Source organism: Aromatoleum petrolei, assembly GCF_017894385.1.
Lineage (GTDB): Bacteria > Pseudomonadota > Gammaproteobacteria > Burkholderiales > Rhodocyclaceae > Aromatoleum > Aromatoleum petrolei.
Genome location: NZ_CP059560.1, coordinates 2923049 through 2948457 on the forward strand (window position 1 = coordinate 2923049; position 25409 = coordinate 2948457).

General features: G+C 69.1%; 24 protein-coding genes. 16 read left to right on the forward strand and 8 right to left on the reverse strand.

What is annotated here, in order from left to right:
* Positions 1-11: 11 nt before the first annotated feature.
* Together ToN1_RS13330 and ToN1_RS13335 are read right to left on the reverse strand one after the other, a co-directional pair.
* Entirely contained in the window at positions 12-1040 is a 1029-nt protein-coding gene (locus ToN1_RS13330) for an SdiA-regulated domain-containing protein (RefSeq protein WP_210147808.1), read from the reverse strand.
* 95 nt (positions 1041-1135) lie between these two features.
* Complete coding sequence (locus tag ToN1_RS13335) at positions 1136-1393, reverse strand: hypothetical protein (protein WP_210147809.1); 258 nt, start codon at positions 1391-1393, stop codon at positions 1136-1138.
* Between the two features lie 154 nt (positions 1394-1547).
* Between ToN1_RS13335 and recC the strand changes: the two genes are divergently transcribed.
* The 5 genes from recC (at position 1548) to ToN1_RS13360 (ending at position 13940) form a co-directional block, all read left to right on the forward strand.
* Positions 1548-5114, forward strand: a complete 3567-nt coding sequence (recC, locus tag ToN1_RS13340) for an exodeoxyribonuclease V subunit gamma (RefSeq protein ID WP_169208760.1) — start codon at positions 1548-1550, stop codon at positions 5112-5114.
* Positions 5111-8866, forward strand: coding sequence for an exodeoxyribonuclease V subunit beta (gene recB / locus ToN1_RS13345; protein ID WP_169208759.1), 3756 nt, complete (start codon positions 5111-5113; stop codon positions 8864-8866). The genes recC and recB overlap by 4 nt, the downstream gene beginning before the upstream one ends.
* On the forward strand, positions 8863-11004 hold the full coding sequence (recD, locus tag ToN1_RS13350) for an exodeoxyribonuclease V subunit alpha (RefSeq protein ID WP_169208758.1): 2142 nt from the start codon (positions 8863-8865) through the stop codon (positions 11002-11004). The genes recB and recD overlap by 4 nt, the downstream gene beginning before the upstream one ends.
* A 103-nt stretch (positions 11005-11107) precedes the next feature.
* Entirely contained in the window at positions 11108-12523 is a 1416-nt protein-coding gene (locus tag ToN1_RS13355) for a sensor histidine kinase (RefSeq protein ID WP_169208757.1), read from the forward strand.
* A 4-nt stretch (positions 12524-12527) separates the two neighbouring features.
* Complete coding sequence (locus tag ToN1_RS13360; RefSeq protein WP_169208756.1) at positions 12528-13940, forward strand: sigma-54-dependent transcriptional regulator; 1413 nt, start codon at positions 12528-12530, stop codon at positions 13938-13940.
* A gap of 55 nt (positions 13941-13995) precedes the next feature.
* Here the strand turns inward: ToN1_RS13360 and ToN1_RS13365 are convergent, their stop codons facing one another.
* Together ToN1_RS13365 and gspG are read right to left on the reverse strand one after the other, a co-directional pair.
* On the reverse strand, positions 13996-14229 hold the full coding sequence (locus ToN1_RS13365; protein ID WP_244860763.1) for a type II secretion system F family protein: 234 nt from the start codon (positions 14227-14229) through the stop codon (positions 13996-13998).
* A 33-nt stretch (positions 14230-14262) separates the two neighbouring features.
* The gene (gene gspG, locus ToN1_RS13370) at positions 14263-14691 is read right to left on the reverse strand and encodes a type II secretion system major pseudopilin GspG (RefSeq protein ID WP_169208755.1); all 429 of its coding nucleotides are present in this window, start codon (positions 14689-14691) and stop codon (positions 14263-14265) included.
* Between the two features lie 209 nt (positions 14692-14900).
* On the opposite strand from gspG, the gene ToN1_RS13375 reads away from it, so the two are divergent.
* The 7 genes from ToN1_RS13375 (at position 14901) to ToN1_RS13405 (ending at position 18457) form a co-directional block, all read left to right on the forward strand.
* Entirely contained in the window at positions 14901-15128 is a 228-nt protein-coding gene (locus tag ToN1_RS13375; RefSeq protein WP_210147811.1) for a hypothetical protein, read from the forward strand.
* Positions 15129-15507: 379 nt separating this feature from the next.
* On the forward strand, positions 15508-15879 hold the full coding sequence (locus ToN1_RS13380; protein ID WP_169208754.1) for a hypothetical protein: 372 nt from the start codon (positions 15508-15510) through the stop codon (positions 15877-15879).
* 211 nt (positions 15880-16090) lie between these two features.
* Entirely contained in the window at positions 16091-16369 is a 279-nt protein-coding gene (locus ToN1_RS13385; protein WP_169208753.1) for a hypothetical protein, read from the forward strand.
* 202 nt (positions 16370-16571) lie between these two features.
* Entirely contained in the window at positions 16572-17120 is a 549-nt protein-coding gene (locus ToN1_RS13390) for a response regulator (RefSeq protein ID WP_169205954.1), read from the forward strand.
* 96 nt (positions 17121-17216) lie between these two features.
* Positions 17217-17582: a hypothetical protein gene (locus tag ToN1_RS13395; protein WP_169205863.1), complete on the forward strand. Its 366-nt coding sequence runs from the start codon at positions 17217-17219 to the stop codon at positions 17580-17582.
* A 9-nt stretch (positions 17583-17591) separates the two neighbouring features.
* On the forward strand, positions 17592-18062 hold the full coding sequence (locus ToN1_RS13400; RefSeq protein ID WP_169205953.1) for a type IV pilin protein: 471 nt from the start codon (positions 17592-17594) through the stop codon (positions 18060-18062).
* Positions 18063-18070: 8 nt separating this feature from the next.
* On the forward strand, positions 18071-18457 hold the full coding sequence (locus ToN1_RS13405; RefSeq protein ID WP_169205952.1) for a type II secretion system protein: 387 nt from the start codon (positions 18071-18073) through the stop codon (positions 18455-18457).
* Between the two features lie 173 nt (positions 18458-18630).
* On the opposite strand, the gene ToN1_RS13410 is transcribed toward ToN1_RS13405, so the two are convergent.
* Positions 18631-18834, reverse strand: a complete 204-nt coding sequence (locus tag ToN1_RS13410; protein ID WP_015433923.1) for a cold-shock protein — start codon at positions 18832-18834, stop codon at positions 18631-18633.
* A 295-nt stretch (positions 18835-19129) separates the two neighbouring features.
* Between ToN1_RS13410 and ToN1_RS13415 the strand changes: the two genes are divergently transcribed.
* Together ToN1_RS13415 and ToN1_RS13420 are read left to right on the forward strand one after the other, a co-directional pair.
* A complete protein-coding gene (locus tag ToN1_RS13415) occupies positions 19130-19573 on the forward strand; it encodes an NfeD family protein (protein WP_169205951.1) in 444 nt (147 codons plus the stop codon).
* Positions 19574-19582: 9 nt separating this feature from the next.
* On the forward strand, positions 19583-20446 hold the full coding sequence (locus tag ToN1_RS13420; protein ID WP_169205950.1) for an SPFH domain-containing protein: 864 nt from the start codon (positions 19583-19585) through the stop codon (positions 20444-20446).
* A 12-nt stretch (positions 20447-20458) separates the two neighbouring features.
* On the opposite strand, the gene ToN1_RS13425 is transcribed toward ToN1_RS13420, so the two are convergent.
* Genes ToN1_RS13425 through ToN1_RS13435 form a run of 3 tightly spaced genes read right to left on the reverse strand, consistent with a single transcriptional unit; the run spans position 20459 to position 22245 of the window.
* On the reverse strand, positions 20459-21334 hold the full coding sequence (locus tag ToN1_RS13425) for a DUF2145 domain-containing protein (RefSeq protein ID WP_169205949.1): 876 nt from the start codon (positions 21332-21334) through the stop codon (positions 20459-20461).
* Entirely contained in the window at positions 21331-21768 is a 438-nt protein-coding gene (locus tag ToN1_RS13430; protein ID WP_169205948.1) for a hypothetical protein, read from the reverse strand. Before ToN1_RS13430 ends, ToN1_RS13425 begins: the two co-directional genes overlap by 4 nt.
* Positions 21769-21795: 27 nt before the next feature.
* The gene (locus tag ToN1_RS13435) at positions 21796-22245 is read right to left on the reverse strand and encodes a YiaA/YiaB family inner membrane protein (protein WP_169205947.1); all 450 of its coding nucleotides are present in this window, start codon (positions 22243-22245) and stop codon (positions 21796-21798) included.
* A gap of 183 nt (positions 22246-22428) precedes the next feature.
* On the opposite strand from ToN1_RS13435, the gene ToN1_RS13440 reads away from it, so the two are divergent.
* A complete protein-coding gene (locus ToN1_RS13440; RefSeq protein WP_169205946.1) occupies positions 22429-23196 on the forward strand; it encodes a helix-turn-helix domain-containing protein in 768 nt (255 codons plus the stop codon).
* 38 nt (positions 23197-23234) lie between these two features.
* Positions 23235-25388: a bifunctional acyl-ACP--phospholipid O-acyltransferase/long-chain-fatty-acid--ACP ligase gene (gene aas / locus ToN1_RS13445; protein WP_169205945.1), complete on the forward strand. Its 2154-nt coding sequence runs from the start codon at positions 23235-23237 to the stop codon at positions 25386-25388.
* Positions 25389-25409: the final 21 nt, after the last annotated feature.

Below are 25409 nucleotides of genomic sequence, written 5' to 3' on the forward strand. Positions count from 1 at the left end.
AATTCTTATTCTCAAATCGGGTAAATTTGATCTGGCGCAAATTCGCGGTGGGGATGGGGAAAAGGCCCCGCTTGCTTGGAGTGAAAGGCGTAGAAGAGGTCGGGTTCGCTGACGACATACAGATTGCCGCGCTCGTCGAGCGTGAGCCCTTCGGCCTGCGGCACGCTGTCGGCGAGGCCGGCGAATCCGGCGGCGAAACTCTGGAAGCCGACGTAGCGGCCTTCGCCGTCGAGTTCGAGTGCGAGCTTCGAGGCGTCGCTGAGCAGGAGCAGATGGCCGGTGCGGGAGTCGAACTCGACCGAGGAAAAATCGCGCGCGACGAGCTTGTCGCGGACCCAGTCCTCGCGGTCGATGATCTGAATGTCGAGGCGGCCAGCAAGACTCGCGCGCAGGCCGCGGATCTCGTAGAGCTTGCGCGGCGAGTGCTCCTTGACGACGAACAGGCGGTCGCCGGTTTCGTCGTAGGCGAGGCCTTCGAAGCCGGCGTTGCCGCCCGCGCCCAGTGCGAGCGAGAGCGCGGGCAGGCCGGTGCGCGACAGCACGGCATCCGCGGCGGCCGGGACCGGTGCGACGACGACGGATTGGCGGCGCTCTTCGGCAAGCAGCAGCCGGTCGCCATCGAGCACGGCGACGCCCTCGACGTCCTGGAAGCCCTCGAGCGGATGCTGGGCGAGCACGTCGCCGTCGGCGGTCAGTGCGAGCAGCTGCGGCGGTTCATTGACGACCGCCCACAGGTGGCCGCGGCGCTCGTCCCAGGCGAGGCCCGAGAGGTTGCGCCCGACGCCGGCGACGGGGCGCGCGTCGACGTCTGCCCGATGGCCGGACAGCGATGCGGGCGCGCCCTCGGGGCGGGCCGGTTGCAGGGCCGAGATCGTCGCGGCGAAGCTGCGGTCGAGCCATCCGGCCTCCATCGGCAGGGCGAGCGCCAGCGTGGCTAGCGCGAGAATGCCGCCCCACCAGGCGGTCGCGCGCGCCGGCGGGAAGGTGCCGGGGACGGGGCCTGGGATGTGCCGGGCGAGAAGCCTTGAAGCGGAGATCATCGTGCTGCCTCGTGTGGTCGCGGATGTGGCGACGAGTCTCGCAAGGCAATGTTTCAGGCGCTTGACGACCGGGGCGCCACCGGGGGGTGCCGCACTCAGCGCGAGCGCCAGCCCCATTCGCGCGCGGGGATGCGCAGCGTGACGGGTTCGCCCGCGCCGGTCTCGGCGAAGAGCTCGAGCTCACCCGAGTCGAGGATGCGTGCGCGGGTGTCGATGACCTCGTGCACCTTCCACGGCGAGCTGGGCCGGCCGGTGAGGCGCAGTCGGGGATAATTCACGCGCAGCACGTCGGCCCACAGGTCCATCACGTCGGGGGCGAATCTGACGAGGTTCAATTCGATCTCGCGGACCATGCAGGACTCCGGGGGGTGGGGGTGGCGCGGGGCGCATGCTACCGTGTTAGGTTGTGCGCCGCTACGGCGGAGGGATGCGATGCGTTCTGTCGCGTGCGGGCGCTACAGTGCGAGGCGAATGGATTCGGTGCGGCAAGGGGAGGCCGGGACAGGCATGGAGCGTGAGGACGACGTTGCGGGCGGGCTGATGGTGATCCACGGCAATCACCCGGAGGCGCTGCGCGACGTGCTGGTCGCGTGGATGAAGCGCCATCCGCTGGCGCCGCTGGAGAACGAGCTGATCCTCGTGCAGAGCAACGGCATCGCGCAGTGGCTGAAGATGGCGCTGGCGGCCGACGAGGCGGCCGGGGGGTGCGGCATCGCGGCGGCGCTGGATGCCTTCCTGCCCTCGCGTTTCGTGTGGCAGGCATATCGCGCGGTGCTCGGGCGCGACGCGGTGCCGGAGGTGTCGCCCTTCGACAAACCCTTGCTCGTGTGGCGCCTGATGCGTCTGCTGCCGGCATTGCTCGCGCGCGGCGAGTTCGCGCCCCTCGCGCGCTTCCTGTCCGACGACGAGGACTTGCGCAAGCGCCACCAGCTCGCCGAGCGCCTCGCCGACCTTTTCGACCAGTACCAGATGTATCGCGCCGACTGGCTCGCGGCGTGGGCCGACGGGGAAGACGTGGTGCTGACCGCGCGTGGCGGGCGCGAGCCGCTGCCCGCGGCGCAGGCGTGGCAACCGGCCTTGTGGCGCGCCTTGCTGGAAGACGTCGGTCCGGCGCTCGCCGGCAGCGGGCGTGCCGCGGTGCATACGCGCTTTCTGGCGGCCGTCGCCGACATGCGGGATGCTCCACGCCCGCCCTCGCTGCCACGGCGCGTAATGGTGTTCGGGATCTCCTCGCTGCCGGCGCAGACGCTGGAAGTGCTCGCGGCGATCGCGCAGTGGAGCCAGGTGCTGCTGTGCGTGCATAACCCCTGCGAGCACTACTGGGCCGACATCGTCGCGGACAAGGACCTGCTGCGCGCGACCGCCTCGCGCCATGCGCGCCGCGCCGGGATGCCGGCGGTGCTGGCCGAGGAGGCCCTGCACCTGCACGCCCATCCGCTGCTCGCGGCCTGGGGCAAGCAGGGGCGCGATTTCATCGGCCTGCTCGACGAGCACGACGCCGGCGACGCCCGCGAGCGCTATGCGCGACGCTTCGCCGAGGTCGGCACGCGCATCGATCTCTTTGCGCCGCACGGTGACGACTGCCTGCTGCACCAGTTGCAGGACGACTTCCGCGACCTGCGCCCGCTCGCCGAGACGCGCGCGCGCTGGCCGGCGGTCGATCCCGCGACGGATGCCTCGATCCGCTTCCACGTCGCGCACGGCCCGCAGCGCGAGGTCGAGATCCTGCACGACCAGCTGCTGGCGGCCTTCAACGCCGATGAGACGCTGCGCCCGCGCGACGTGATCGTGATGGTGCCGGACATCGACGCCTACGCGCCGCACATCCAGGCGGTGTTCGGCCTGATGGACGCCGAGGATCCGCGCTTCATCCCCTTCACGGTTGCCGACCAGGGCCTGCGCCACCACGATCCGCTGCTCAATGCCGTCGAGAAGCTGCTGGGCCTGCCGCAGTCGCGCGTGGCCGTCTCCGACGTGCTCGATCTCCTCGAAGTGCCGGCGCTGCGCGCTCGCTTTGGCATCGCCGAGGACGACGTGCCGCTGCTGCACCGCTGGGTGCGCGGCGCGAACATCCGCTGGGGCCTGCACGCTGAGCAGCGCGCGAGCCTCGGCCTGCCCGACGGGGCGGAGCAGAACTCGTGGCTGTTCGGCCTGCGCCGCATGCTGCTCGGCTATGCGGTGGGCAGCGCGGGGAATGGCGCGGGGGGCGCCACTGAGGCTTGGCAGGGCATCGAGCCCTACGACGAGATCGGCGGGCTGGACGCGGGCTTGGTCGGGCCGCTCGCGACGCTGCTGGAGCGCCTCGACGCGGCCTGGCGCGGGCTGCGCGAGCCGGCCGCCGTCGCGGACTGGTGCCTGCGCCTGCGCGGCCTGCTCGCCGACTTTTTCGACCCCGCCGACGCGACCGGCGCCTATACGCTGGAACGCCTCGAAGCCGCACTGCAGGCCTGGCAGGACGCCTGCGCCGCGGCGGGGCTCACGGAGGCGCTGCCGCTGTCGGTGGTGCGCGAGCATTGGCTCGCGCAGATGGGCGATTCGGGTCTCGCGCAGCGTTTCTTCGCCGGCGCGGTGACCTTCGCGACGCTGATGCCGATGCGCGCGATCCCCTTCCGCCACGTGTGCCTGCTGGGCATGAATGACGGCGACTACCCGCGCACGCGCGTGCCGATGGACTTCGACCTGATGGGGCGCGACTGGCGCCCTGGCGACCGCTCGCGCCGCGAGGACGACCGCTACCTGTTTCTCGAGGCGCTGCTGTCGGCGCGTGAGTGCCTGCACGTGAGCTGGGTCGGGCGCAGCATCCACGACAACACCGCGCGTCCGCCCTCGGTGCTGGTCGGGCAGCTGCGCGACCACCTTGCGGCGGGTTGGCGGCTGGCGGGCGATGAAGGGGGCGAGGATTGCGGCGACAGGTTGCTTGCCGCGCTCACCGTCGAGCACCGCCTGCAGCCCTTCAGCCCGGACTATTTCCCCGCCGGCGGCACGGCCACGGCGCTGTTCACGTATGCGCGCGAGTGGCGCGAGGGGCTTGGGGCCGATGCCGCGGCGGAGGACTCCGCGCCGCTGGCCCCGCTCGACGAGAGCGAGCCGCTCACCTTGCGCGAGCTCGCCGATTTCCTCAAGGAACCGGCAAGGGTGTTCCTGCGCCGCCGCCTGGGCGTGTATTTCGAGCTGCCCGACCCGGCAGCCGAGGACCACGAACCCTTTGCGCTCGATGCGCTGCAAAACTGGCAGCTTCAGGACGAGCTGATCGGCGCCCAGCTCGACGCGCTGCGTCGCGGCGAAGAACGCGAGACAGCGCTGGAGCGGGCGCTCGCGCGCATCGAACGGCGCGGCGAACTCGCGCCGGGGCGCTTCGCAGCGCTGATGCAGGCCGAGCTCGCCGAACCGATGTCGGGCCTCTTCGAGCGCTACGCGAGGGCGCTTGCCGACTGGCCCGAGGCGATCGAGCCGGACGAGGATGTCGCCTTCGAGCACGCGGTCGGCACCGCGCGGCTCGTCCTCGCCGATCGCCTCGGCAGTCTGCGCCGCAACGCGGAGGGCGCACGCGGCCGGCTGGTGCTGGAACGCGGCAGCGTCATCGAGGACGGCAAGTACCGCCGCGACAAGCTCGTCGGACACTGGATCGCGCATGTGGCCGGACATCTCGGCGGCGTGCCGCTGACGAGCCGCATCGTCAGCAAGGCGGGCGACGCGCCGATCAACCCGCTCGCGCCGGAGGCCGCGCGGGAATACTTCCGCCACCTGCTGGAAGCCTGGCGTGCGGGGCTCGCGCGTCCGCTGCCGCTCGCGGTGAAGACCGCTTTCGCATGGATCGGCAAGGGCGGGCGCTCGGACACGCCGCTGGAAAGCGACGCCGGGCGCGAGGCGCGCATCGCCTTCGACGGCGACGGCTACAAGCGCCGGGGCGAGCGCGCGTACAGCGCCTATCTCGCGCGCACTTGGCCGGATTTCGACGCGCTGTGGGCGGACGGGGAATTTGCGCTGCTCGCCGACCGGCTGCTGCGTCCCTTGTACGACGCCGTCGGCGCCAGGGGTGGCAAGGTCGATGCCGCGCAGGGAAATGAAGCATGAGCGCCCAGATGATGTCCGAACCGCAGCAACTCGACCCGCTCGCCTTCCCGCTGCACGGCAGCCGCCTCATCGAGGCCAGCGCCGGCACCGGCAAGACCTTCACGATCGCCGCGCTGTACGTGCGCCTCGTGCTCGGCCACGGCGGCGAGGCGGCCTTCGCGCGCGCGCTGACGCCGCCCGAGATCCTCGTCGTGACCTTCACCGACGCCGCGACGCAGGAACTGCGCGACCGCATCCGCGCGCGCCTGGCCGAGGCCGCGGGCTACTTCCGCGCCGAAGCGGAGGCGGTCGACACGCTGGAGCGCGGCAAGAATTTCCTGCACGACCTGCGCGCCGACTACCCGCCCGAGGTCTGGCCCGGCTGCGCGCGCAAGCTGCAGCTCGCCGCCGAGTGGATGGACGAGGCCGCGGTGTCGACCATCCACGGCTGGTGCAAGCGCATGCTCAACGAGCACGCCTTCGACAGCGACAGCCTGTTCACGCAGCAGCTCGAAGCCGACCAGAGCGAACTGCTCGCCGAGGTCGTGCGCGACTTCTGGCGCAGCTTCTTCGTCCCCCTCGACGCGGACGCCGTCGCCGAGATCGCCGGCTGGTGGGCGACGCCGGACGCGCTGCAGGGCGAACTCGGCAAGTTGGTCGAGCATGCCGAGGCGCTCGATGAGGCGCCGGAACCGGCTGAGGCGGTTGCCGCCGCACGCGACGATAAGGCGAAGGCGCTCGCGGCACTCAAGGCGCCATGGGTGGATTGGGCTGATGAACTGCAAGAACTACTGAACGCCGCCGTTGCGGCGAAGAAGGTGAACGGCCAGAAGCTGAAGAAGGGAAATTACGACCGCTGGTTCGACGGCTTGCGTGCCTGGATCGATGATCCGACGCTGATCATGCCGGAACTCAAGACCGGCTGGACGCGCTTTACGCGCGCCGGCCTGGCCGAGGTTTGGAAGGAAGGCGATCCTCCCGATCACCCCGCGCTCGACGCGATGCTGACGCTCAAGGCCGAACTGGAAAGCCTGCCGGACGCGCGCGCCGACCTGCTGCGCTTTGCCGCGCGCTGGGTCGCCCGGCGTTTTGCGGCCGAGCAGCAGCGCCGGGCGCAGATGGGCTTCAACGATCTGCTCACGCGCCTGGCCGCGGCGCTGGGCCTGCCAAACGGCGCGCGCCTCGCCGAGGTGATCCGCCGCCAGTTTCCGGTCGCGCTGATCGACGAATTCCAGGACACCGACCCGGTCCAGTACGACATCTTCGACCGCGTCTATCGCATCGCCGACAACGCGCCGGATTCCGGCGTCGTGCTGATCGGCGACCCCAAGCAGGCGATCTACGCCTTCCGCGGCGCGGACATCTTCACCTACCTGCGCGCGCGTCGCGACGCGGGCGGGCGGCTATTCACGCTCGGGACGAACTTCCGTTCGACCGAGGCGATGGTCGCGGCCGTGAACCGCTGCTTCGCGCTGGCCGAGACGCGCGCGCAGGGGGAGGGGGCCTTCCTCTTTCGCGCCGAGGATGACAACCCCGTGCCTTTCCACGCGGTCGCAGCCAACGGGCGACGCGAACGCCTCGTCGTCGAGGGCGAGGCGGTCTCGGCACTCACCTGTTGGACCTTGGAACCGCGCGAGGCAGGCAAGGCGGTTGGCGTCACCGATTACCGCGCCCGCATGGCGGCGAGCTGCGCCGCCGAGGTCGTGCGCCTGCTGAACCTCGGCCAGCACGGGCGCGCGGGTTTTGCGCGCGAGGGGGAAGGATTCGCGCCCTTGCGCCCGGCCGACATCGCGATCCTCGTGAACAGCCGCAAGGAGGCCAACGCCGTGCGCGCCAAGCTTGCCGCGGGCGGGGTGCGCAGCGTCTATCTGTCCGACCAGGAATCCGTGTTCGCCAGCCCGCAGGCCGAGGAGCTGCAACGCTGGCTCGCCGCCTGTGCCGAACCGGACGACGACGGCCTGCTGCGCGCCGCGCTCGCAACGCCCAGCCTCGGACTCGACTGGGCAGCGCTCGACCGCCTGCGCCGCGACGAGCTCGAATGGGAAGCGCGCGTGCTGCAGTTCCGCGCCTACCGCCAGCTGTGGCGTCGGCAGGGCGTGCTGCCGATGCTGCGTCGCCTGCTGGGTGACTTCGGCGTGCCGCGGCGACTTCTCGGTGGAGGGGAGAGGGCGGAGCAGGACGGCGAGCGTGCGCTCACGGATCTCCTGCATCTGGCCGAACTGCTGCAGCACGCGAGCGTCGCGCTCGACGGCGAGCATGCGCTGATCCGTCACCTCGCGGAGCAGCGCGCCGACGCTGCGAACGGCGATGATGCGAGGAAACTGCGCCTCGAGAGCGATGCCGACCTCGTGCAGGTCGTCACCGTGCACAAGTCCAAGGGCCTCGAATACCCGCTCGTGTTCCTGCCCTTCGCCTGCGCCTATCGTCCGGTCGATCCTGCCGATCTGCCGATCAAGCTGCACGACGACGCGGGGCGCTTGCGGCTCGCGCTGGAACCTGCGGACGGCGAGGTCGCACAGGCCGACCGCGAACGCCTCGGCGAGGATCTGCGCAAGCTCTACGTCGCGCTAACGCGCGCGCGCCACGCGACCTGGATCGGCGTCGCGCCGCTCGACGGGCTGGAACGCAGCGCGCTGGGCTACCTCCTTGCGGGTGGCGCCTCGGTCGCGGTGGACGCCTTGCCCGTTGCGCTGGACGTCCTGCGCGGCGAATGCGGCCACATCGCCGTCGCACCCGCCCCGGCGCCCGCGGGCGATCGCTTCACGCCGCGCATCGCCCGCAGCGAGCTCGGCGCCGCGCGCGAGCCGCGCCGGCCGGTGCGTGAATTCTGGTGGATCGCGAGCTATTCGGCGCTGCGCACCGCGGAGGCGGAAGGCGGCGCGCGCGAGCCTGGCTCAGCCAGTGCGGACGCCGCCGCCGTACCCGCGTTTGTTCCACCACTGCCTGCCGCCGAAACCCCCGCCGAGGAGACCTTCGCCGAGGTCCTCGACGAAAGTCCGGGTGCTCCCGCTGCCCCCGGCGCGGACCAGCGCCTGCACCGTTTCGCGCGCGGTGCGGGTCCTGGCACCTTCCTGCACGAGCTCCTCGAATGGGCCGCGCGCGAAGGCTTCGGCCGTGTGCGTGCGGCGCCCGAGCGCGCCCGCGACATGATCGCGCGCCGCTGCGCCGTACGCGGCTGGAGCCACTGGACCGAGACGCTCACGCGTTGGCTGCTCGACTTCATCGCAACCCCGCTGCCCTTGCCCGACGGCGAGGCGCCGTGCCTTGCCGAGCTCGCCGGCGCCCGCCCCGAAATGGAGTTCTGGTTCGAGACCCACCGCGCCGACCTCGGCCGCCTCGATGCCCTCGTGCGCGCCCACACCCTCGCCGGCGCGCCGCGTCCGGCGCTCGCGCCGGGCCAGCTCAATGGCATGCTCAAGGGCTTCATCGATCTGGTCTTCGAACACCAGGGGCGCTATTACGTGGCCGACTACAAATCCAACTGGCTGGGGGCCGACGACGCGGCCTACACGCTTGACGCGATGCGCGACGCAGTCCTCGCGAAGCGCTACGAGCTGCAATACGTGCTCTACCTCTTCGCGCTGCACCGCCTGCTCAAGGTGCGCCTGCCGGACTACGACTACGACCGCCATGTTGGCGGCGCGGTGTACCTCTTCCTGCGCGGCAGTCACGCGCCGACCCGCGGCGTGCATGCCGAGCGTCCGCCGCGCGCGCTGATCGAGGCGCTGGATGCAGCGTTCGGACGGATCCTGGCCGGGGAGGGCGGGCAATGACGCGCAGCACCCGAGGCACCCGTCCCGGCGCGGACCGCATGGATGACCTGTTCGCGGGCATGGACGATCGCGGCGTTGCCGTTCGCAGCGACATTCCCGCGCTGCTGCGCCGCTGGGCGGAGCGTGGCTGGCTCCGCCCGCTCGACCGGGTGCTCGCCGACTTCCTGCACGACGCGGCGCCCGATGCCGCCCCCCTGCTGCTCCTCGCCGCGGCGCTCGCGAGCCACCAGCTCGGGCGCGGCCATGTGTGTCTGGATCTCGCCGCGACGCTCGCCGATCCGCGCTTCGCGCTGTCGCTGCCGCCCGAGGGGGACGACGACACGGGCTTGCCGCCGCTGCCCGACGAGGTGCTCGCGGGCGTGACGCTGGCGGACTGGATTGCGGCGCTGGCGCATCCGCTGCTCGTTGCGCAGGGCGTCGGCAACACCCCGCTCGCGCTCGTCGACACCCGCCTCTACCTGCGCCGCTACTGGCAATACGAATGCGACGTGCGTGCCGGGATCGACGCGCGCCTGGCGGCGCCGCCGCCGGAGCCCGACCCCGGCGCCTTCCGCCAGGCGCTCGACGCGCTGTTCCCGCCGCGCGCGGAGGGTGCCGTGGATTGGCAAAAGCTCGCCTGTGCGCTGGTCGCGCGCAGCGCCTTCGGCATCGTCACCGGCGGCCCCGGCACCGGCAAGACCACCACCGTCGTGCGCCTGCTTGCGCTGCTGCAGAGCCTCGCGCTCACCGGGCCGCAGGGCCGCCCGCTGCGCATCCGCCTCGCCGCGCCCACCGGCAAGGCGGCGGCGCGGCTCAACGAGTCGATCGCAGGTGCGGTCGCGCAGCTTGAGCTCGATCGCCTGCCCGGCGGCGAAGCCGTGCGCGCGACGATCCCGGTCGCCGTCGGCACGCTGCATCGTCTCCTCGGCAGCCGCCCCGACACGCGCCACTTCCGCCACGATGTGCGCAACCCGCTGGCGCTCGACGTGTTGGTCGTCGACGAGGCCTCGATGGTCGACCTCGAGATGATGGCCGCGGTGCTCGCCGCGCTCCCCGCCCATGCCCGTCTCGTGCTGCTCGGCGACAAGGATCAGCTCGCCTCGGTCGAGGCCGGCGCGGTGCTGGGCGAGCTGTGCGCCCGCGCCAGCAAGGCCCATTACACGCCGGCGACGCGCGACTGGCTCGCCGGCGTGACCGGCACGCGCGTCGACGACGCCCTCGTCGACGCGCAGGGCGAGCCGCTCGACCAAGCCGTGGCGATGCTGCGCGTGAGTCACCGCTTCACCGCCGACAGCGGCATCGGCCGCCTCGCCGAGGCCGTGAATGCCGCCGACCGGGCGGCGATGCACGCGGTGTTGAACGGATCGGGGGCGCAGCCTTGCGTCGATCTCGCGCGCTTGCGGCTCGCCGGCGACGCGGACCTGCGCGGCCTTGTGATCGACGGCGGCGCGGAGAATTTCCCCGGCGGCGGGAAGCTTGCCGGCAAGGATGTACCGTCGCCCGCGGGTTTCGGCCATTACCTGCAGGGGATGCGCGACGGACGTCCGCCGCTCGACGCCACGCAGACCGACTTCGACCGCTGGGCGCGCGCGGTGCTCGCCGCGCACGGGCATTTCCAGCTGCTGTGCGCGCTGCGCCGCGGGCCGTGGGGCGTCGCAGGGCTCAACGAACGCGTCGCGCGCATGCTGCACGCGGTGGGCCTGATCGCGGCCGATCACGGCTGGTACCCCGGCCGGCCCGTGCTCGTCACGCGCAACGACTACGGCCTGGGCCTAATGAACGGGGACGTCGGCGTCACGCTGGAACTGCCGCGTCCGGCGCCGGACGGCGGACTGCAGTGGGGCCTGCGCGTGGCCTTCCCCGCGGGCGACGGCAGCGACGGCGTGCGCTGGGTGCTGCCGAGCCGCCTGCAGGCGGTCGAGACGGTGTACGCGATGACGGTGCACAAGTCGCAGGGCTCGGAATTCACGCACGCCGCGCTGGTGCTGCCCGACACGCTGAACCCCGTCCTCACGCGCGAGCTGGTGTATACGGGCATCACCCGCGCGCGCCAGTGGCTGACGCTGGCAACGGCGGGTTCCGACCGGGTGCTGGACGAGGCCGTCGACCGGCGCGTGCTGCGCGCGAGCGGCCTGATGGCCGCCCGCCACGTCTCGTAACGTTAAGTCGTTCACGGTCCTGTGCGACGAACGCGCGCACACTGTAACGAAGTGTGTCCGGGGCATATGGCCCGTCACGTACGCTCCAGGAGTTCGCACGGTCATGGATGGGAGCCGGAAGCCTTTCAACCTGCGCAGATGGTTTTCCATCGTCAGCCTGCTGGTGACGGGAGGGGCGGCCATCGTCTCGGGTGCGATCCTGTCCCATTTCTTCGTCTCGGAAGCGATCAAGCGCGACGTGATGCTCACCACCCGTTTCATCCAGTCGATCGCGGACATCGAGTTGCGCCACGGGCACTTCGGCCTTGTCCACATTTCGCTCGGGGGCATCCTGGACAACCGCATGTCGGCCGAAGACCTCGGTCTCGAAGAAGAGAATCTTTCGCGCGCGCGTCAGGAGTTCTTTGATCACTTGGCCAATATGCCCGAGCTGTTGCTCGCGACGGTTTTTTCGCCGGACGGCCACGTGATCTGGTCCGCCAATCCCTTGCTGATCGGCAAGTCGTTTCCCAATCACCGCGACCTCCAGGAAGTGGCCGAGCGCAAGGAGTCGGTGGCGGGCGGCCACTTCAAATCGACCGCCGGCTCCAAGGTCGAGCAGCAGTTCCTGCGGCTTCCCGAGGATATCTACATCGAGAACTACGTGCCGCTGTTCGACCGCGAAGGCAAGGTCGCTTCCATCGTCGAGATCTACAAGGAGCCGCGCGACCTCATCCACTCGCTCAAGCGCGGCTACCTGCTGATCTGGCTGGCGGCGTTGCTGTCGGCGGTGGCCATCTACGTCTGCCTGCACTGGATCATCGTTCGCGCCGCGCGCCAGATCGACGCCCAGCAGCGCGAGATCGTCGACAACAAGACCCTGGTCGCGCTCGGCGAGATGTCTTCCGCGGTCGCGCACGGCCTGCGCAACCCGCTGGCGTCGATCCGATCCAGCGCCGAAGTCGCGCTTGAAATCGGCGATCCCGCGACTGCCAAGAACCTCAACGACATCGTCACCCAGGTCGATCGGCTCTCGAAATGGGTACGAGAATTGCTTCAATTTTCCAAGCCGATCAGCGACGAACGCGAGGCGGTGAAGATCGACATGGCCCTGGATAACGCGCTGTCCACCTACGAGGTGCAGATCCGCCGCGCCGGCATCGAGGTCGACTGGACGCCCGACGCGGCGCCGGCGGTCGAGGTGCAGGCGAACGGATCTTTGCTCGAGCAGGTGCTCAACAGCGTGCTGTCCAATGCCATCGAAGCCATGCCGCGCGGCGGGCGTCTCGGCGTGCGGGTCGAGCCACCCGCGCGTGGTGACGTCACGGTGAAGATTTCCGACACCGGCTGCGGGATGTCGGAAAAACAGCTTGAAATGGTCTTCAAGCCCTTCTACACGACGAAACGCAACGGTTTGGGTGTCGGTCTGGCGCTGGTACAGCGGATAATGGAGCGATTCGGCGGGACCGTCGTGCTGGAGAGCAGGGAGCAGGCGGGAACCACCGTGAGTCTGACATTCAAGGTAGCGGAGCAGGAGTAAGGAAATGCCAAACACGATCCTGGTCGTCGAAGACGACGAGATCCTGGGCGACAACATTTGCACCAGCCTCAAGCGCAATGGCTGGGACGCGCAGCTCGCGGGCTCCTCGGAAGAGGCTCTCAAGATGCTCGCGGTGCTGCATCCCGACGTGGTCCTCACCGACCTCAACCTGGCGGGCATCACCGGCATCGAGCTGATCGGCAGGGTGCGCGAAGCCGAGCCCGACGCCAAGGTCATTCTCATGACCGGGGATGGCAACGTGCAGCGCGCGGTCGAGGCGATGAAGGCCGGCGCGTACGACTACCTCACCAAACCCCTCGTGCTGGCCGAGCTCAAGCTGCTCATCGAGCGCGCCCTCAACACCCGGCGCATGGAAAGGACCTTGTCCTTCTATCAGGAGCGCGACACGCGCGACGCGGGCGTGAATGCGCTGATCGGTGCCTCGGCCCCGATGCAGGCGATGAAGAACATGATCCGCCAGCTGCTCGAAGCCGAGCAGCACATGCCCGCGAGCGAGCTGCCGGTTGTCCTCATCAACGGCGAAACCGGCACCGGCAAGGAACTCGTCGCCCGCGCCCTGCATGTCGACGGCACGCGCAGCAGTGGCCCCTTCGTCGAAGTGAACTGCGCCTCGATCCCCTCCCATCTTCTGGAGGTCGAGTTGTTCGGCCACGAGAAGGGTGCCTTCACCGACGCGCGCGACCGCCGCGCCGGCCTGGTCGAAGCGGCCGACGGTGGCACGCTGTTCCTCGACGAGATCGGCGAGATCGACCTCGCGCTGCAGGCCAAGCTGCTCAAGCTGCTGGAGGAGCGCACCATCCGGCGCCTCGGCTCGGTCAAGGAGATCAAGGTCAACCTGCGCATCATCAGCGCCACCAACCGCGACCTCGAGCAGATGGTGCGCGAAGGCAAGTTCCGCAGCGACCTGTACTTCCGCCTGCGCATCATCACGATCAAGGTGCCGCCGCTGCGCGAGCGCGGTGAGGACATCGTCACGCTGGCGAAGCACTACCTCGAACAGCACGCCCGCCGCTACGGTAAGCCGGGCCTCTTCTTCAACGACGACGCGCTCGCCGTGCTGAAGAGCTACGCCTGGCCGGGCAACGTCCGCGAGCTGCGCAACATGCTCGAGCAGACCGTGCTGCTGGCTGCCGGCAAGGCCATCACGCCCAACCAGCTGGCGATCTGCCCGGGCCTGTACGGCACCTGCGACCGTGACTTCCACTCGCTCGACTCCTACTGCATGTCGGTGCCGCCGACGGGTGTCAGCGTCCCCGAGGTCGAGCGCGACCTCGTCGTCAAGATGCTCGACAAGACCGACTGGAACGTCACCAAGTCCGCGCGCCTGCTGGGCCTCACGCGCGATATGTTGCGCTATCGCATCGAGAAGCTGGGGCTTGAGCGCCCGCGACGCTGAGGCGAGGAATACGGGAAGGGAGGGAGAGGGGGCGCGGCGCAAGCCGCGCCCTTTTTCACTGGGTACGGCTCGCCAGCTCGAAGATCGGGATGTACATCAGGATCGCGATGATGCCGATCACCGGGCCGATGAAGGTCATCAGAACAGGTTCGAAGAGGCGCACGAGCCACTCGATGAAGAGGCTCATCTCCTCGTCATGGATGGCCGCCGTGCGGTGGTCCATCATCTCGCCCAGGTTGCCGGCGTGCTCGCCCGCGCGCAGCATGCGCAGCGACACCGGGGGCGCCATGCGCTTTTCCGCCAGCACGACGCAGCGGGTGCGTCACTCCCAGCTGGTGACGTCGGCGTTCTCGCCGTCGCCACCGGGCTGGCCGTCCTTGCCCAGCGAGTACAGGTCGTACTCGCCGTGCTCGCCCGGCGCCACGTAGGCGTAATTGCGGCCCCACGGGTCCGCCGGTACCGCCTTCTGCAGGTAGGGGCCGCCCCACTTCGCTTCGTTGCCGGGGTGCGTCACCAGCGCCGCGAGGCCCTGCTCGGTCGAGGGGTAGTGGCCGGTGTCGAGGCGGTACAGGTCAAGTGCCTTCACCAGGCCTTCGATCTGCGCGCGCGCGGCCTTCACTTCCGACTTGCCGAGCTGGCTGAAGTACTTTGGTGCCACCAGGCCGGCGAGCAGGCCCAGCACGACCAGCACGACCAGCAGTTCCAGCAGCGTGAAGCCGCGCGAGGCGGTGCCCGTGAGGCGGCGGAGCATTCGACGATCATCCATGGGCTTGGTCGCTCGGTTGGTTGGGTGTCCGCCAGTGTAGGAAGAGGCTCCCGGCGGCGTCAATTTTGGCGGCAGGAAACATGCCCGTGGCGTGACGCGCGTCGCGGCGCGGGAATGCAAGGCATGGCGCTTGCGTAAACCCCGAGGTGATGGGGAATTTTCCCCAAGCAAGACACATGAAAGGGAGACGCCGCATGCCTTCGCCTGCCCCGCAGCTGCTCGCAACATACTTCGCGCTGCCGCTGGCCGCGCACGCAGACGTCCATATGCAGGTCGAGCCGGACGGCTCGGTAACGCTCACCGACGAGCCGCACCGCGGCTTCGAGCGCATCGTCGCCCCACCCGGCCTCGCGAGCGTGGGCCGGGCGCCCATTGGCGGGACGGGCATGCCGCTCGCTCGCCGTGGCGGGCGGATGTCATGACGGGTGGGGAGAGCCGCCCAAAGGTGGGGAAACGCCCCCCCGGTTCCCCGCGGCCAGGCAAAACCCTTGGACGGCGCGGGATGTGCCGAGCTCGACGAAGTTCATGAGCGTTTGTTGATGTGCCTGTCACGTGGTGACGGGCCCCCGGAAGTGGGGGGCGGAATCGGGGAAAATTGCCTGCTGTGGCGCCGGAGATCGCGAAATGCCTGAGGGACGGCAGTGCCGGAAATGCTGGCATGCGGGTTGCTCAGTGTTCCGCGGGACCTTCCCGCAACGCATCCGCCGGGCCGAACTGCCAGTGTTCCATCGGACGACGTGGTGTCAGGTAAGGGGTCTGCGGACTCCGAGCCCAACAATCTAACCCTTCGGAGATGTTGATATGGTCAAGAGCATTCGTACCTTCGTCGCCCTCGTCGCGACTCCCCTCGTCTTCGCTGTGGGCAGTGCCCACGCCGCATACACCGGAACCTGCGGAGCCGAATTCACCACGCTCGAGGGCGCGATCGCTTACGCCAAGACGTTCAAGTCGGAGAAGGACCGCACCGGCATGCTGTCGAAGGTTTCGGGTGCGGTAATCAAGGTTGATGCGGGCAAGGTCGACGATGCGGTCACGCTGATCATCGCCGTGTCGGACAAGGCCGACGAACTCAGTTCCGCCGCAAAGCCCAAGCTGGGCATGGGCGACGCGACCAGCATCATGAACGGAGCGTACGCGACGGTCTTGTGCCTGAACCCGAACTACATTCCCTAATCCGTCGTCGCGCCGCTGATGCAGGCGCCCACATCGTCGGCGTGGGCGCGCAGAAGCGCGTGTTTCGCCCGACCGGACGCTACGTGTGCCTCGACACGATGCAAGAGCGAGGCGATGGGCTATTGTTGAAAAGAAGACGAGTGAGGACAGACCAGGCACAAGTCAGGCGCGCGCCACGGCGCAGGAGAGGAGAGGAGGGGCCGTTCGCCACGTGCTGAGCGGCCTGCGGCTCGGGGCGGTGGCTGTGTGCCTGGTCTGCACCCTCGCGCTGTCGACGCCGGCCCCTTTACAGGAGGTCGGCGTTGCCGCGCGGGGCCACGGTGCGGAGATCTCCGTCTTCCGCCTCGAACGCCATGTCGAGGACTACCTCAAGCGGCAGGCGCGCAACGACGCCGCCCATGCCGACTTCCTGCGCCACGAGCTCGCGGCGAGCCGCATGCGGCAGAACCTCCGGGGTGCGGCGAAGGTGATGGTGTCGCAGAAATTCTGAACGGGGGCCCCGGGGCTGGGGCGAGTGATCCGGGGGCGAGTGGGTTTCCCCACTTTCGGGGGCGGACGCGCCCCCCCGGGCGCCGGATCCCCCGGAAACAGGCCCGTTCAGCGGGGCGCGGACGCTGGCACAAAGCGTGCTGAACAATCGTCAATGGAGCGCCGGCATTCGGGACCGGGGCGGTGCGCAAGCGGAGACGGCCATGTCAGCCACCAGAAGAGTACTGATAGTCGAAGACGAGGACATCCTCGCGGAGAACCTCCAGGCCTACCTCCAGCGTGCCTGCTGCGAGGCCCGCGTGGCGTCCGACGGCGCGAGCGCGATCCGGCTGCTGGACGAGTTCGTGCCCGAGGTGCTGGTGCTCGACTATCGGCTCCCGGACATGTCCGGCTTCCAGGTGCTCGACACGATCCGGCGGCGCGGCGCGACCGCCAACGCCATCCTGATGACGGGGCAGCCGCGCGACGAGGTGTATGACGAGGCGGCGCGACGGGGCATCGAGCACATCCTGTTCAAGCCCTTCCCGCTCGCCGAGCTGTCGAAAGTGGTGTGCAGCATCGGGCCCGACGCGGCGACGCGCGTGGCGGGCGTGGCGGGGCAGTACGGCACGCATGCCCTGACGCATCCTGACCGGCGGCAGCATCCGAGCCACCGCTTCCCCATGCGGCTGTATGACGGAACGTGGCTGTTTGCCGACCGCCGCCATGTGCACAAGGCTCCGGATGGTCGGCAGGATGAGGGCGAACAATGACCACTGAGAGGCGCGGCAGCGCGCGCTCGGGGCGGAAAGGGCGCGCAGGGCCGTGATGAAGGGCGGGGCGGTATGCACCGAACCCGCAGCAGAGCGATGCCCAACGACAGCGGCGTGAACACGCTGGCGAACCCGGTGATCCGCGTCAGCAACAAGGCCACCATTGGCAAGTCCGAGCTGGTACTCTCGATCATCCCGCCCATCGTGCGCAACATGCCCTACCTGAACCTCTACGATATCGAGTATCCGTCGGGCACCGAAGCGGAGCCGAAGGTGCGCCCCGAGCCCATGCTGCGCATGGCCACGACCGCCCCGACCGCACTGCGCGTTATCGAAGTCACCGAGGGCGACGTGATGAATGCCGACTGCACGATCATCTCCGTCGCCCCGCGCATCGACGAGGAGAGCGGGCGCATGTTCGTCGCGCTGCCGCACTCGGTGCAGCAGGGCGCGAAGCCCTGAGGACGGACGATGCGGCGCGCGCGCGGCTTCTCCCTCGTCGAGGTCGTCATCACGGTGGCGATCGTCGCGCTGCTCGCCAGCATCGCCATGCCGCTCGCCGAGACGGTCGTGCGCCGCGGCAAGGAGCAGGAACTCAAGAGCGCGCTGTACCGCATTCGCGACGCCATCGACGCCTACAAGGCCGCGGCCGATGCCGGCCAGATCGAGAAGATGGCCGATGCCAGCGGCTACCCGCCGACGCTGCGCGTGCTGGCCGAGGGCTTGCGCGACGTGCGCGACGCCGAAGGCAAGCGTATCTACTTCCTGCGCAGCATCCCGCGCGACCCCTTTGCCGCCCCCGAGCTGCCGCCCGAGGAAACCTGGGGACTGCGCGCCTACGACAGCCCGCCCGACAACCCGCGTGTCGGCGCCGACGTCTTCGACGTCTTCTCGCTCGCCCCCGGCGAGGGCATGAACGGCGTTCCCTATCGCCAGTGGTGAGGTCCGCGATGGATATCCCGCACAAATCACACGCCGGCTTCACCCTGATCGAGCTGCTGGTCGTGCTGTCGATCATCGCGACCCTGCTGGCGATCGCCGCACCGCGCTACTTCGGCAGCCTGGAAAAATCAGAGGACACCGCGCTGCGCCAGACCCTTGCGGTGATGCGCGACGCGCTCGACCACTACTACGGTGATACCGGAGCCTATCCCGACTCGCTGCAGGCCCTTGCCGACAAGCGCTACCTGCGCAGCGTCCCCGTCGACCCCATCACGCAGCGCAACGACAGCTGGGTGATCGTGCCGCCGCCGGACGGTGTCGGCGGCGCGGTGGGTGATGTACGCAGCGGCGCCGAGGGCAACGCGCGCGACGGGACGCCCTACGTGGAGTGGTAGCCGTGGCGTCGCGGGCCAGCGAGCGCGGCTTCACCTGCATTGGCGCGCAGGTCGGCGCGAACGCCGCGCCCGCCGTGTCGCCCTTCCAGCTTACGCGCTGAGCGTGGGCCGGGCCCAAAAGCAAAAAGCCCGGCAATGCCGGGCTTCTTCATTTCGGATCCTGCCGAGGCGGATCAGAGCGGGCGGATGTTGCCGGCCTGCTTGCCCTTCGGACCCGAGGTCTCGTCGTATTGCACCTTCTGGCCTTCGGCCAGGCTGCGGAAACCGTTGCCCTGGATCGCGGAGAAGTGTGCGAAGAGGTCCTCGCCGCCGTTGTCCGGGGTGATGAAGCCGTAGCCTTTGGCGTCGTTGAACCACTTGACGGTACCAGTTGCCATTTCTGAATTTCCCAAATCAAAGTTTAAATAAGGGGCGTTTGCCCAGAGTTGCGACAATCGCTATCGGGGGGATGACGAACTGAGTACCAGAGGACTTCGAGTACGAAACGCCACGCGATGACTGATGCGCGCAAGCAGTCTGGTGAAAAACGGCGGTGCGGTCAACTACTCCGCGTGCCCCTGCGCACTTCCCTGTTCCGATCGTGTGAATTCGGTCGCAGCCGCGTGCGTGCGGACCGGCGGGGGGCGCACACGTTGATGCCATCCCGCTACAATCGCCGTCGAGGAGGATGCTATGACTATCGAATGGTGGCACTGGACCGTAATCGGCATCGCCCTGATCCTCGCCGAGCTGGCGCTGCCGTCCTTTTTTCTGATCTGGTTCGGCATCGCCGGCCTGGCGATGGCGCTCGTGCTCCTCGTCGCGCCGGCGCTGTCGCTCACCGCCCAGCTCGCGACCTGGACAGCCCTGTCGCTGGTCATGGTCGTGCTGTGGTTCCGCGTGTTCAAGCCCAGCTTTCACAAGACCCGCATCGGCACCTCCGCGGGCGAGGTCATCGGTGAAGTCGGCCTGCTCGTCGGCGCGGTCGCACCGTTCCAGCGTGGCAAGGTGCGCTTCCAGCGCCCGTTGCTGGGTGCCGAGGAGTGGGTGTGCCTCGCCGAAGATCCGATTCCCGCTGGCGAGCGCGTGCGCGTCGTCGCGGTCGAGGGCAGTTTCCTGAAAGTCGTCAAAGCCTGAGGAGATTTCATGAGCGGTAGTCTTGTATTCGTCGTCGCCCTACTCATCTTCGTCGTCGTCACGCTCGCCAAGGGCGTGCGCATCCTGCCGCAGGGCGAGGAGTGGATCGTCGAGCGCCTGGGCAAGTACCACAGCACCCTCAAACCCGGCCTCAACATCATCATTCCCTACCTCGACAATGTCGCCTACAAGCTCGTCACCAAGGACATCATCCTCGACGTGCAGGAGCAGGAGGTCATCACGCGCGACAACGCCGTGATCGTCACCAACGCCATCGCCTTCATCAAGGTCACCGATCCGGTGAAGGCGGTGTACGGCGTCACCGACTTCGCCGAGGCGATCCGCAACCTGATCATGACCACGCTGCGCTCCATCGTCGGCGAGATGGAACTCGACGAGGCGCTGTCGTCACGCGACAAGATCAAGGCGCGCCTGAGGGAGAGCATTGCCGACGAGGCGGTCGACTGGGGCCTCACCGTGAAGTCGGTGGAGATCCAGGACATCAAGCCGTCCGAATCGATGCAGCGCGCGATGGAGATGCAAGCCGCTGCGGAGCGCGAACGGAAGGCGGCGGTGACCAAGGCCGAAGGTGAGAAGCAGGCCGCGATCCTGGAGGCCGAAGCCCGCCTCGAATCCGCCAAGCGCGACGCCAATGCCCAGGTGATGCTCGCCGAAGCCTCCGCCGAGGCCATCCGCCGCGTTGCCACCGCCATCGGCGACCAGCCGGGGCCGATGATGTACATGCTCGGTGAGAAGTACATCGCCTCGATGGAGCGCATGGGCTCTTCCCAGAGTGCCAAGCTCGTCGTGCTGCCGGCCGACCTGCAGGAGACGATCAAGGGCTTGCTCGCGCGCGGCAAGGTGGCGGTCTGAGGCCCGACGGCTTCAGCGCACCGTGATCCGCTCCCGCCCCAGCCCGCTCGCCGTCAGCCACTCCAGCACCGAATCCGCCGTCACCGTGTCGATGCGGTCGGTGAAGCGGCGGGCGTTGGGGTGGTCGTCGAAGGCGATGTTTGCGCTGCCCACTCGTGCGCCGAGGCGCCGCAGCGGATCGATGCGCAGCGTGGTCGGCCGGTAGCCGCGCAGGCGCAGCCAGGCCTGCGCGCGGTCGCGGTCGGTCGCGGCGGGTTCGAGCACGTGGGCGAGGGTTTCGATCGCCCACTGGTTGCTCTGCTGGTAGCGTGTCGCCCACGGGTAGGCGAGCATGTTGTAGCGCGGCTCGTGCAGGTCGGCGACGACGAAGTTGTCGCGCAGGCGGTTCGCGAGCACCGCGCCGCTCACCGTCTCGAAGGGCACGATCGCGGCCTCGTAGTCATGCAGCTCCTCGCCGAAAAATTCCGCTAGCCCGTGGCGGAACACGCTCGCGCGGTCGCTGCCGCAGTGGTTGAGCTTGTGCACGACGCGCCAGATGCCGCGGCCGTCGGCCGTCTGCCCGTCGCGGTAGGCGAGCGCGAGGTGCGAGTAGCGCAGGCGCCATTCGCGCAGATCCTGGCCGGCGCGGGCGACGACCGCTGCGCGCGCGCCGCTGCGATCGAGCGCCTCGGCGGTGTGCGCGGCGAGTTCGAGGCTGCGGACGAACTCGTCGGTGGTCAGACGGCGTTCGGTGCAGGGGCGGCCGGCGAGCGCATCGCCGCTTGCGAAGGGCGTGGCGAGCAGGCTCACGGCCAGCAGTACCGCCGCGAGACGTGCGAACAGGCGAGGTGGTGCCGCGGCCCGTCCAGCCCGGCCCGAATTTCGCGGCAGATCGGTGCACGTCCTCATGGCGTGATCCTCTCGCTGTACAGCAGCGCCTGCCCGATCGCGTTCGGCACGAAGCACAGCGCGGTGCCGGCCGCGGACAGGATCCAGCCGGCCGACAGCGCCGTGACGGTGAGGGTGGTGCCGATCGTGATTGCGGAGGCCTCGATGCCTGCGGCGCTGATCTCGAGGCTCACGCGAGCGCCATCGGACGCGCGCTCGAGGATCCAGACCGTGCCGTGCACGGATATGTCGACCGCCGCGACCGTGAGCACTGCGCCGGCGGACAGGATCATCACCGGTGCGGCGACGACCGAGGCGAGGGGCAGCGCGAGCGAGAGCGCGGAGGCGGCGCTGGCGTCGGACGGTCCGGCATGCGCGCGGGTGGTGCGTCCAGCGAAGGCGAGGGGGGCGGTAATGAGCAGCGCGAGGGCATTGCGGCGGGAAAGGATAGTCATGAACGTCTCCGTCGGGGCGGTGGTCGGTCAGCGGGCAGGCGGCTCGTGATGGGCGCCGGCGTGCAGGGCCGTTTCGGCGCGCTCGGCCTCCCAGGCGTCGCGCAGGGTCTTCGCGAGCGTCAGCGCGCTGGAGATCAGGTACAGCCAGCTCACGCCGAGATAGGCCTTCCAGGTCGGGTGGATCTCCATGCGCCACAGCCCCCACCCGGTGAGACCCATCGCCAGCGCGAAACCACCCCACACGACGAGGCGCCACAAGGGGGAGTCGTCGCCGCGCGCCTCGCCGTCGCGCACGAACTTCGCGAGAACGAAGGCGCTGGTGAGGCAGAAGGCGTATCCCATGACCATGAAGGCGCGGTCGAGGGCAATCGCAGGCAGGGCGGCCAGGCCGCCGGCGCACAACAGGCCGGCGAGGACGAAGGAAATCCAGACTTGCGCGCGCCAGGCGCGGGTGTCGCGGCGGATGAGGGCTTGCATGGAGTGCTCCTTGGTTGGCAGGCGAGCCCATCATTCGCCGGCCCCGGTAGCGGTACAAGTTGGTCGTGCGAAGTGTGTCTGGCGTGTTCTTTGGGTATCGCCATGCGATACTTCATGACATTCGCTCGCTCCGAGAACACCATGCGGATAATCTGGCGCCACTTCCCGGACGGAACCCCGACCATGAGCACCACCGCCGACCTCGTCGCCACGCTGAAGAGCGAGCTGAAAGCCGCGGGCCTCACCTATGCCGCGCTGGCCGAGCGCCTGGGCATGGCCGAATCCAGCGTCAAGCGCATGTTCTCGGCCAGTGGCGACATGCCGCTGTCGCGCATCGACGCGATCTGCCGCGCGCTCAACCTCGACTTCGCCGACCTCGCGCGCCGCGTCGCGGAGAAGGAGCCGCTGCTCGAGGAGCTGTCGCTCGCGCAGGAGACGGCGGTCGTGAGCGATCGCCGGTTGCTGCTGGTGGCGATCTGCTGCCTCAGCCACTGGAGCGCGGAGCAGATCGTGGCGACCTACCAGATGAGCGAGGCCGAGGTCGTGAAGCAGCTCACGCACCTCGACCGGCTCGGCATCATCGACTTGCGCCCGGGCAACCGCTACCACCTCAAGGTCGCCAAGGGCTTCCGCTGGCGCCCGCACGGGCCGGTGATGCAGTACTTCCGCGGCGAGGTCATCGACGACTACTTCGCCGGCGGCTTCGACGGCGAATCCGAGATGCTGATGGTCGTGCATGGCCAGATCGGGCGCGGCCTCGCGCACTCTTTCCGCGAGCGCCTCGCACGCGTCGGTCAGGACTTCGCGCAGCAGCACATCGCCGACCAGAAGCTCGCGCCCGCCGACCGCCGCCCCTACACCCTCGTCATCGGCATGCGCTCCTGGCTGATGGCGGCATTCCGCGACCTGAAACGCCCGGACATCGCTTGGCCCGATGCACCGGGACGTTGACGCATCCCTTTGAACCTTTCCGACGACGAGATCCGACCATGCTCCGATCGCTCCTCAAACCCCTGCTGCGCGCCCTCGCGAGCCTGCTGTTCCGCGTGCGCGTGAAGGGCTCCGCGCCGGTCGACGCGGCGCGCCTGCTGGTGATCGCGAACCACGAGTCCTTCCTGGACGGCCTGCTGCTGGGCCTCTTCCTGCCGCTCGATCCGGTCTTCGTGGTGCATACCACGGTCGCGAAGAAGCGCTGGTTCCGGCTGATGCTGTCGCTGGTGGATTACCTCGCGGTCGATCCGACCAGCCCGATGGCGATGAAGAAGGTCGTGCGCCTGCTCGAATCGGGCCGACCGGTCGTGATCTTCCCCGAGGGACGCATCACCACCACCGGCAGCCTGATGAAAACCTACGACGGTCCGGCCTTCGTCGCCGCGCGCACCGGCGCGACCATCCTGCCGGTGAAGATCGACGGCGCCGCGCGCACCTACTTCTCGCGCATGGGCGGACGTTTCCCGCGCCGGCTGTTCCCGCAGCTCACGTTGAGCATCCATCCGGTCACGCGCATCGACGTGCCCGTTGCGCCGACCGCGCGCGAGCGCCGCCGCAAGGCCGGCGAGGCGATGCGCCGCATCATGCAGGAGATGATCTTCGCCAGCCGCCCGCAGCAGACCCTGTTCGAGGCGCTGCTCGACGCGGCGAGCATTCACGGCCGCTCGCGCCGCCTGGTCGAGGACCTGAAGCAGGAGGAGTATTCCTACGGCGACCTGATCAAGATGGCGCTCGCGCTGGGCCGCATCGTCGCCCGGGAGTCGGGCCGGGACGAGCACGTCGGCATCCTGCTGCCGAACCTCGCGCCGACGCTGGGCCTCGTCTTTGGCCTGACCGCCTTCCGCCGCATCCCCGCGATGCTGAATTACACGGCCGGCGCCGACGGCATGCAGGCCGCGTGCACGGCCGCGGGGATCCGCACCATCCTCACCTCGCGCGCCTTCGTCGAGCAGGCCAAGCTCGGCGACAAGCTCGCGGCGCTCGTGGTGGTGTGCCCGGACGTACGCGTGGTCTATCTCGAAGACCTGCGCGCGCAGATGGGCCTGGTCGACAAGCTGTGGCTCATGCTGTGGGCGCTGCGCTTCCCGCGCGCCGCGACGCACATCGGATCGCCCGAGGATACGGCGGTGGTGCTGTTCACCTCCGGTTCCGAGGGCAAGCCCAAGGGTGCCGTGCTGTCGCACCGCGCCTTGCTCGCGAACATTGCGCAGATCCGCGCGGTGGTTGATTTCTCGGTCGACGACAAGATCCTCAACGCGCTGCCGCTGTTCCACTCCTTCGGGCTGACTGCGGGCGGGCTGCTGCCGGTGCTCTCCGGCGCGAACGTCTTCCTTTACCCCAGCCCGCTGCACTACCGCGTGATCCCCGAGCTCGCCTACGACCGCGGCTGCAGCGTGCTGCTGGGCACCAGCACCTTCCTCGCGAACTACGCGCGCTTCGCCCACCCCTACGATTTCTACCGCCTGCGCTACGTCATCGCCGGCGCCGAGAAGCTCGCCGAGCCAGTGCGGCAGCTGTGGTTCGAGCGCTTCGGCATCCGCATCTTCGAAGGCTACGGCGCGACCGAGACCGCGCCGGTGATGGCGGTGAACACGCCGATGGCCTACCGCACGGGCACCGTCGGCCAGTTCCTGCCGGGACTGCAGGCGCGGGTCGTGCCGGTGCCGGGCATCGCCCAGGGGGGCATGCTGCACGTGTCCGGTCCCAACCTGATGAGCGGCTACCTCAAGGTCGACCAGCCGGGCGTGTTGCAGCCCTCCGCGTCGGAAGCGGGCGAGGGTTGGTACGAGACCGGCGACGTGGTCGACATCGACGAGGACGGCTTCGTGCGCATCGTCGGGCGCGTCAAGCGCTTCGCCAAGATCGCTGGCGAGATGGTGAGCCTCGAGGCAGTCGAAAAGCTCGCCGCAGCCACCGTCCCGGCGGCCCTGCACGCGGCCTCGACGCAGGCCGACGCGGCGAAGGGCGAGGCGCTGGTGCTCTTCACGAGCGACCGCGGCCTCACGCGCGAGCGCCTCCTCGCCGCGGCGCGCGAATCCGGCCTGCCCGAGCTCGCGGTGCCGCGCAAGATTGTGCCCGTGGAGGCACTGCCGCTGCTGGGTTCCGGCAAGATCGACTACGTCACGCTGAAGCACTGGGCGCAGGCCGCCTGAGTCCGACCCCTATACTTGCAG

What these genes read in the sequence shown, in the direction of transcription:
- ToN1_RS13330 (WP_210147808.1), bottom strand. Translation starts at nt 1,040, where the DNA reads ATGATCTCCGCTTCAAGGCTTCTCGCCCGGCACATCCCAGGCCCCGTC.
- ToN1_RS13335 (WP_210147809.1), bottom strand. Translation starts at nt 1,393, where the DNA reads ATGGTCCGCGAGATCGAATTGAACCTCGTCAGATTCGCCCCCGACGTG.
- recC (WP_169208760.1), top strand. Translation starts at nt 1,548, where the DNA reads ATGGAGCGTGAGGACGACGTTGCGGGCGGGCTGATGGTGATCCACGGC.
- recB (WP_169208759.1), top strand. Translation starts at nt 5,111, where the DNA reads ATGAGCGCCCAGATGATGTCCGAACCGCAGCAACTCGACCCGCTCGCC.
- recD (WP_169208758.1), top strand. Translation starts at nt 8,863, where the DNA reads ATGACGCGCAGCACCCGAGGCACCCGTCCCGGCGCGGACCGCATGGAT.
- ToN1_RS13355 (WP_169208757.1), top strand. Translation starts at nt 11,108, where the DNA reads ATGGATGGGAGCCGGAAGCCTTTCAACCTGCGCAGATGGTTTTCCATC.
- ToN1_RS13360 (WP_169208756.1), top strand. Translation starts at nt 12,528, where the DNA reads ATGCCAAACACGATCCTGGTCGTCGAAGACGACGAGATCCTGGGCGAC.
- ToN1_RS13365 (WP_244860763.1), bottom strand. Translation starts at nt 14,229, where the DNA reads ATGGCGCCCCCGGTGTCGCTGCGCATGCTGCGCGCGGGCGAGCACGCC.
- gspG (WP_169208755.1), bottom strand. Translation starts at nt 14,691, where the DNA reads ATGCTCCGCCGCCTCACGGGCACCGCCTCGCGCGGCTTCACGCTGCTG.
- ToN1_RS13375 (WP_210147811.1), top strand. Translation starts at nt 14,901, where the DNA reads ATGCCTTCGCCTGCCCCGCAGCTGCTCGCAACATACTTCGCGCTGCCG.
- ToN1_RS13380 (WP_169208754.1), top strand. Translation starts at nt 15,508, where the DNA reads ATGGTCAAGAGCATTCGTACCTTCGTCGCCCTCGTCGCGACTCCCCTC.
- ToN1_RS13390 (WP_169205954.1), top strand. Translation starts at nt 16,572, where the DNA reads ATGTCAGCCACCAGAAGAGTACTGATAGTCGAAGACGAGGACATCCTC.
- ToN1_RS13395 (WP_169205863.1), top strand. Translation starts at nt 17,217, where the DNA reads ATGCCCAACGACAGCGGCGTGAACACGCTGGCGAACCCGGTGATCCGC.
- ToN1_RS13400 (WP_169205953.1), top strand. Translation starts at nt 17,592, where the DNA reads ATGCGGCGCGCGCGCGGCTTCTCCCTCGTCGAGGTCGTCATCACGGTG.
- ToN1_RS13405 (WP_169205952.1), top strand. Translation starts at nt 18,071, where the DNA reads ATGGATATCCCGCACAAATCACACGCCGGCTTCACCCTGATCGAGCTG.
- ToN1_RS13410 (WP_015433923.1), bottom strand. Translation starts at nt 18,834, where the DNA reads ATGGCAACTGGTACCGTCAAGTGGTTCAACGACGCCAAAGGCTACGGC.
- ToN1_RS13415 (WP_169205951.1), top strand. Translation starts at nt 19,130, where the DNA reads ATGACTATCGAATGGTGGCACTGGACCGTAATCGGCATCGCCCTGATC.
- ToN1_RS13420 (WP_169205950.1), top strand. Translation starts at nt 19,583, where the DNA reads ATGAGCGGTAGTCTTGTATTCGTCGTCGCCCTACTCATCTTCGTCGTC.
- ToN1_RS13425 (WP_169205949.1), bottom strand. Translation starts at nt 21,334, where the DNA reads ATGAGGACGTGCACCGATCTGCCGCGAAATTCGGGCCGGGCTGGACGG.
- ToN1_RS13430 (WP_169205948.1), bottom strand. Translation starts at nt 21,768, where the DNA reads ATGACTATCCTTTCCCGCCGCAATGCCCTCGCGCTGCTCATTACCGCC.
- ToN1_RS13435 (WP_169205947.1), bottom strand. Translation starts at nt 22,245, where the DNA reads ATGCAAGCCCTCATCCGCCGCGACACCCGCGCCTGGCGCGCGCAAGTC.
- ToN1_RS13440 (WP_169205946.1), top strand. Translation starts at nt 22,429, where the DNA reads ATGAGCACCACCGCCGACCTCGTCGCCACGCTGAAGAGCGAGCTGAAA.
- aas (WP_169205945.1), top strand. Translation starts at nt 23,235, where the DNA reads ATGCTCCGATCGCTCCTCAAACCCCTGCTGCGCGCCCTCGCGAGCCTG.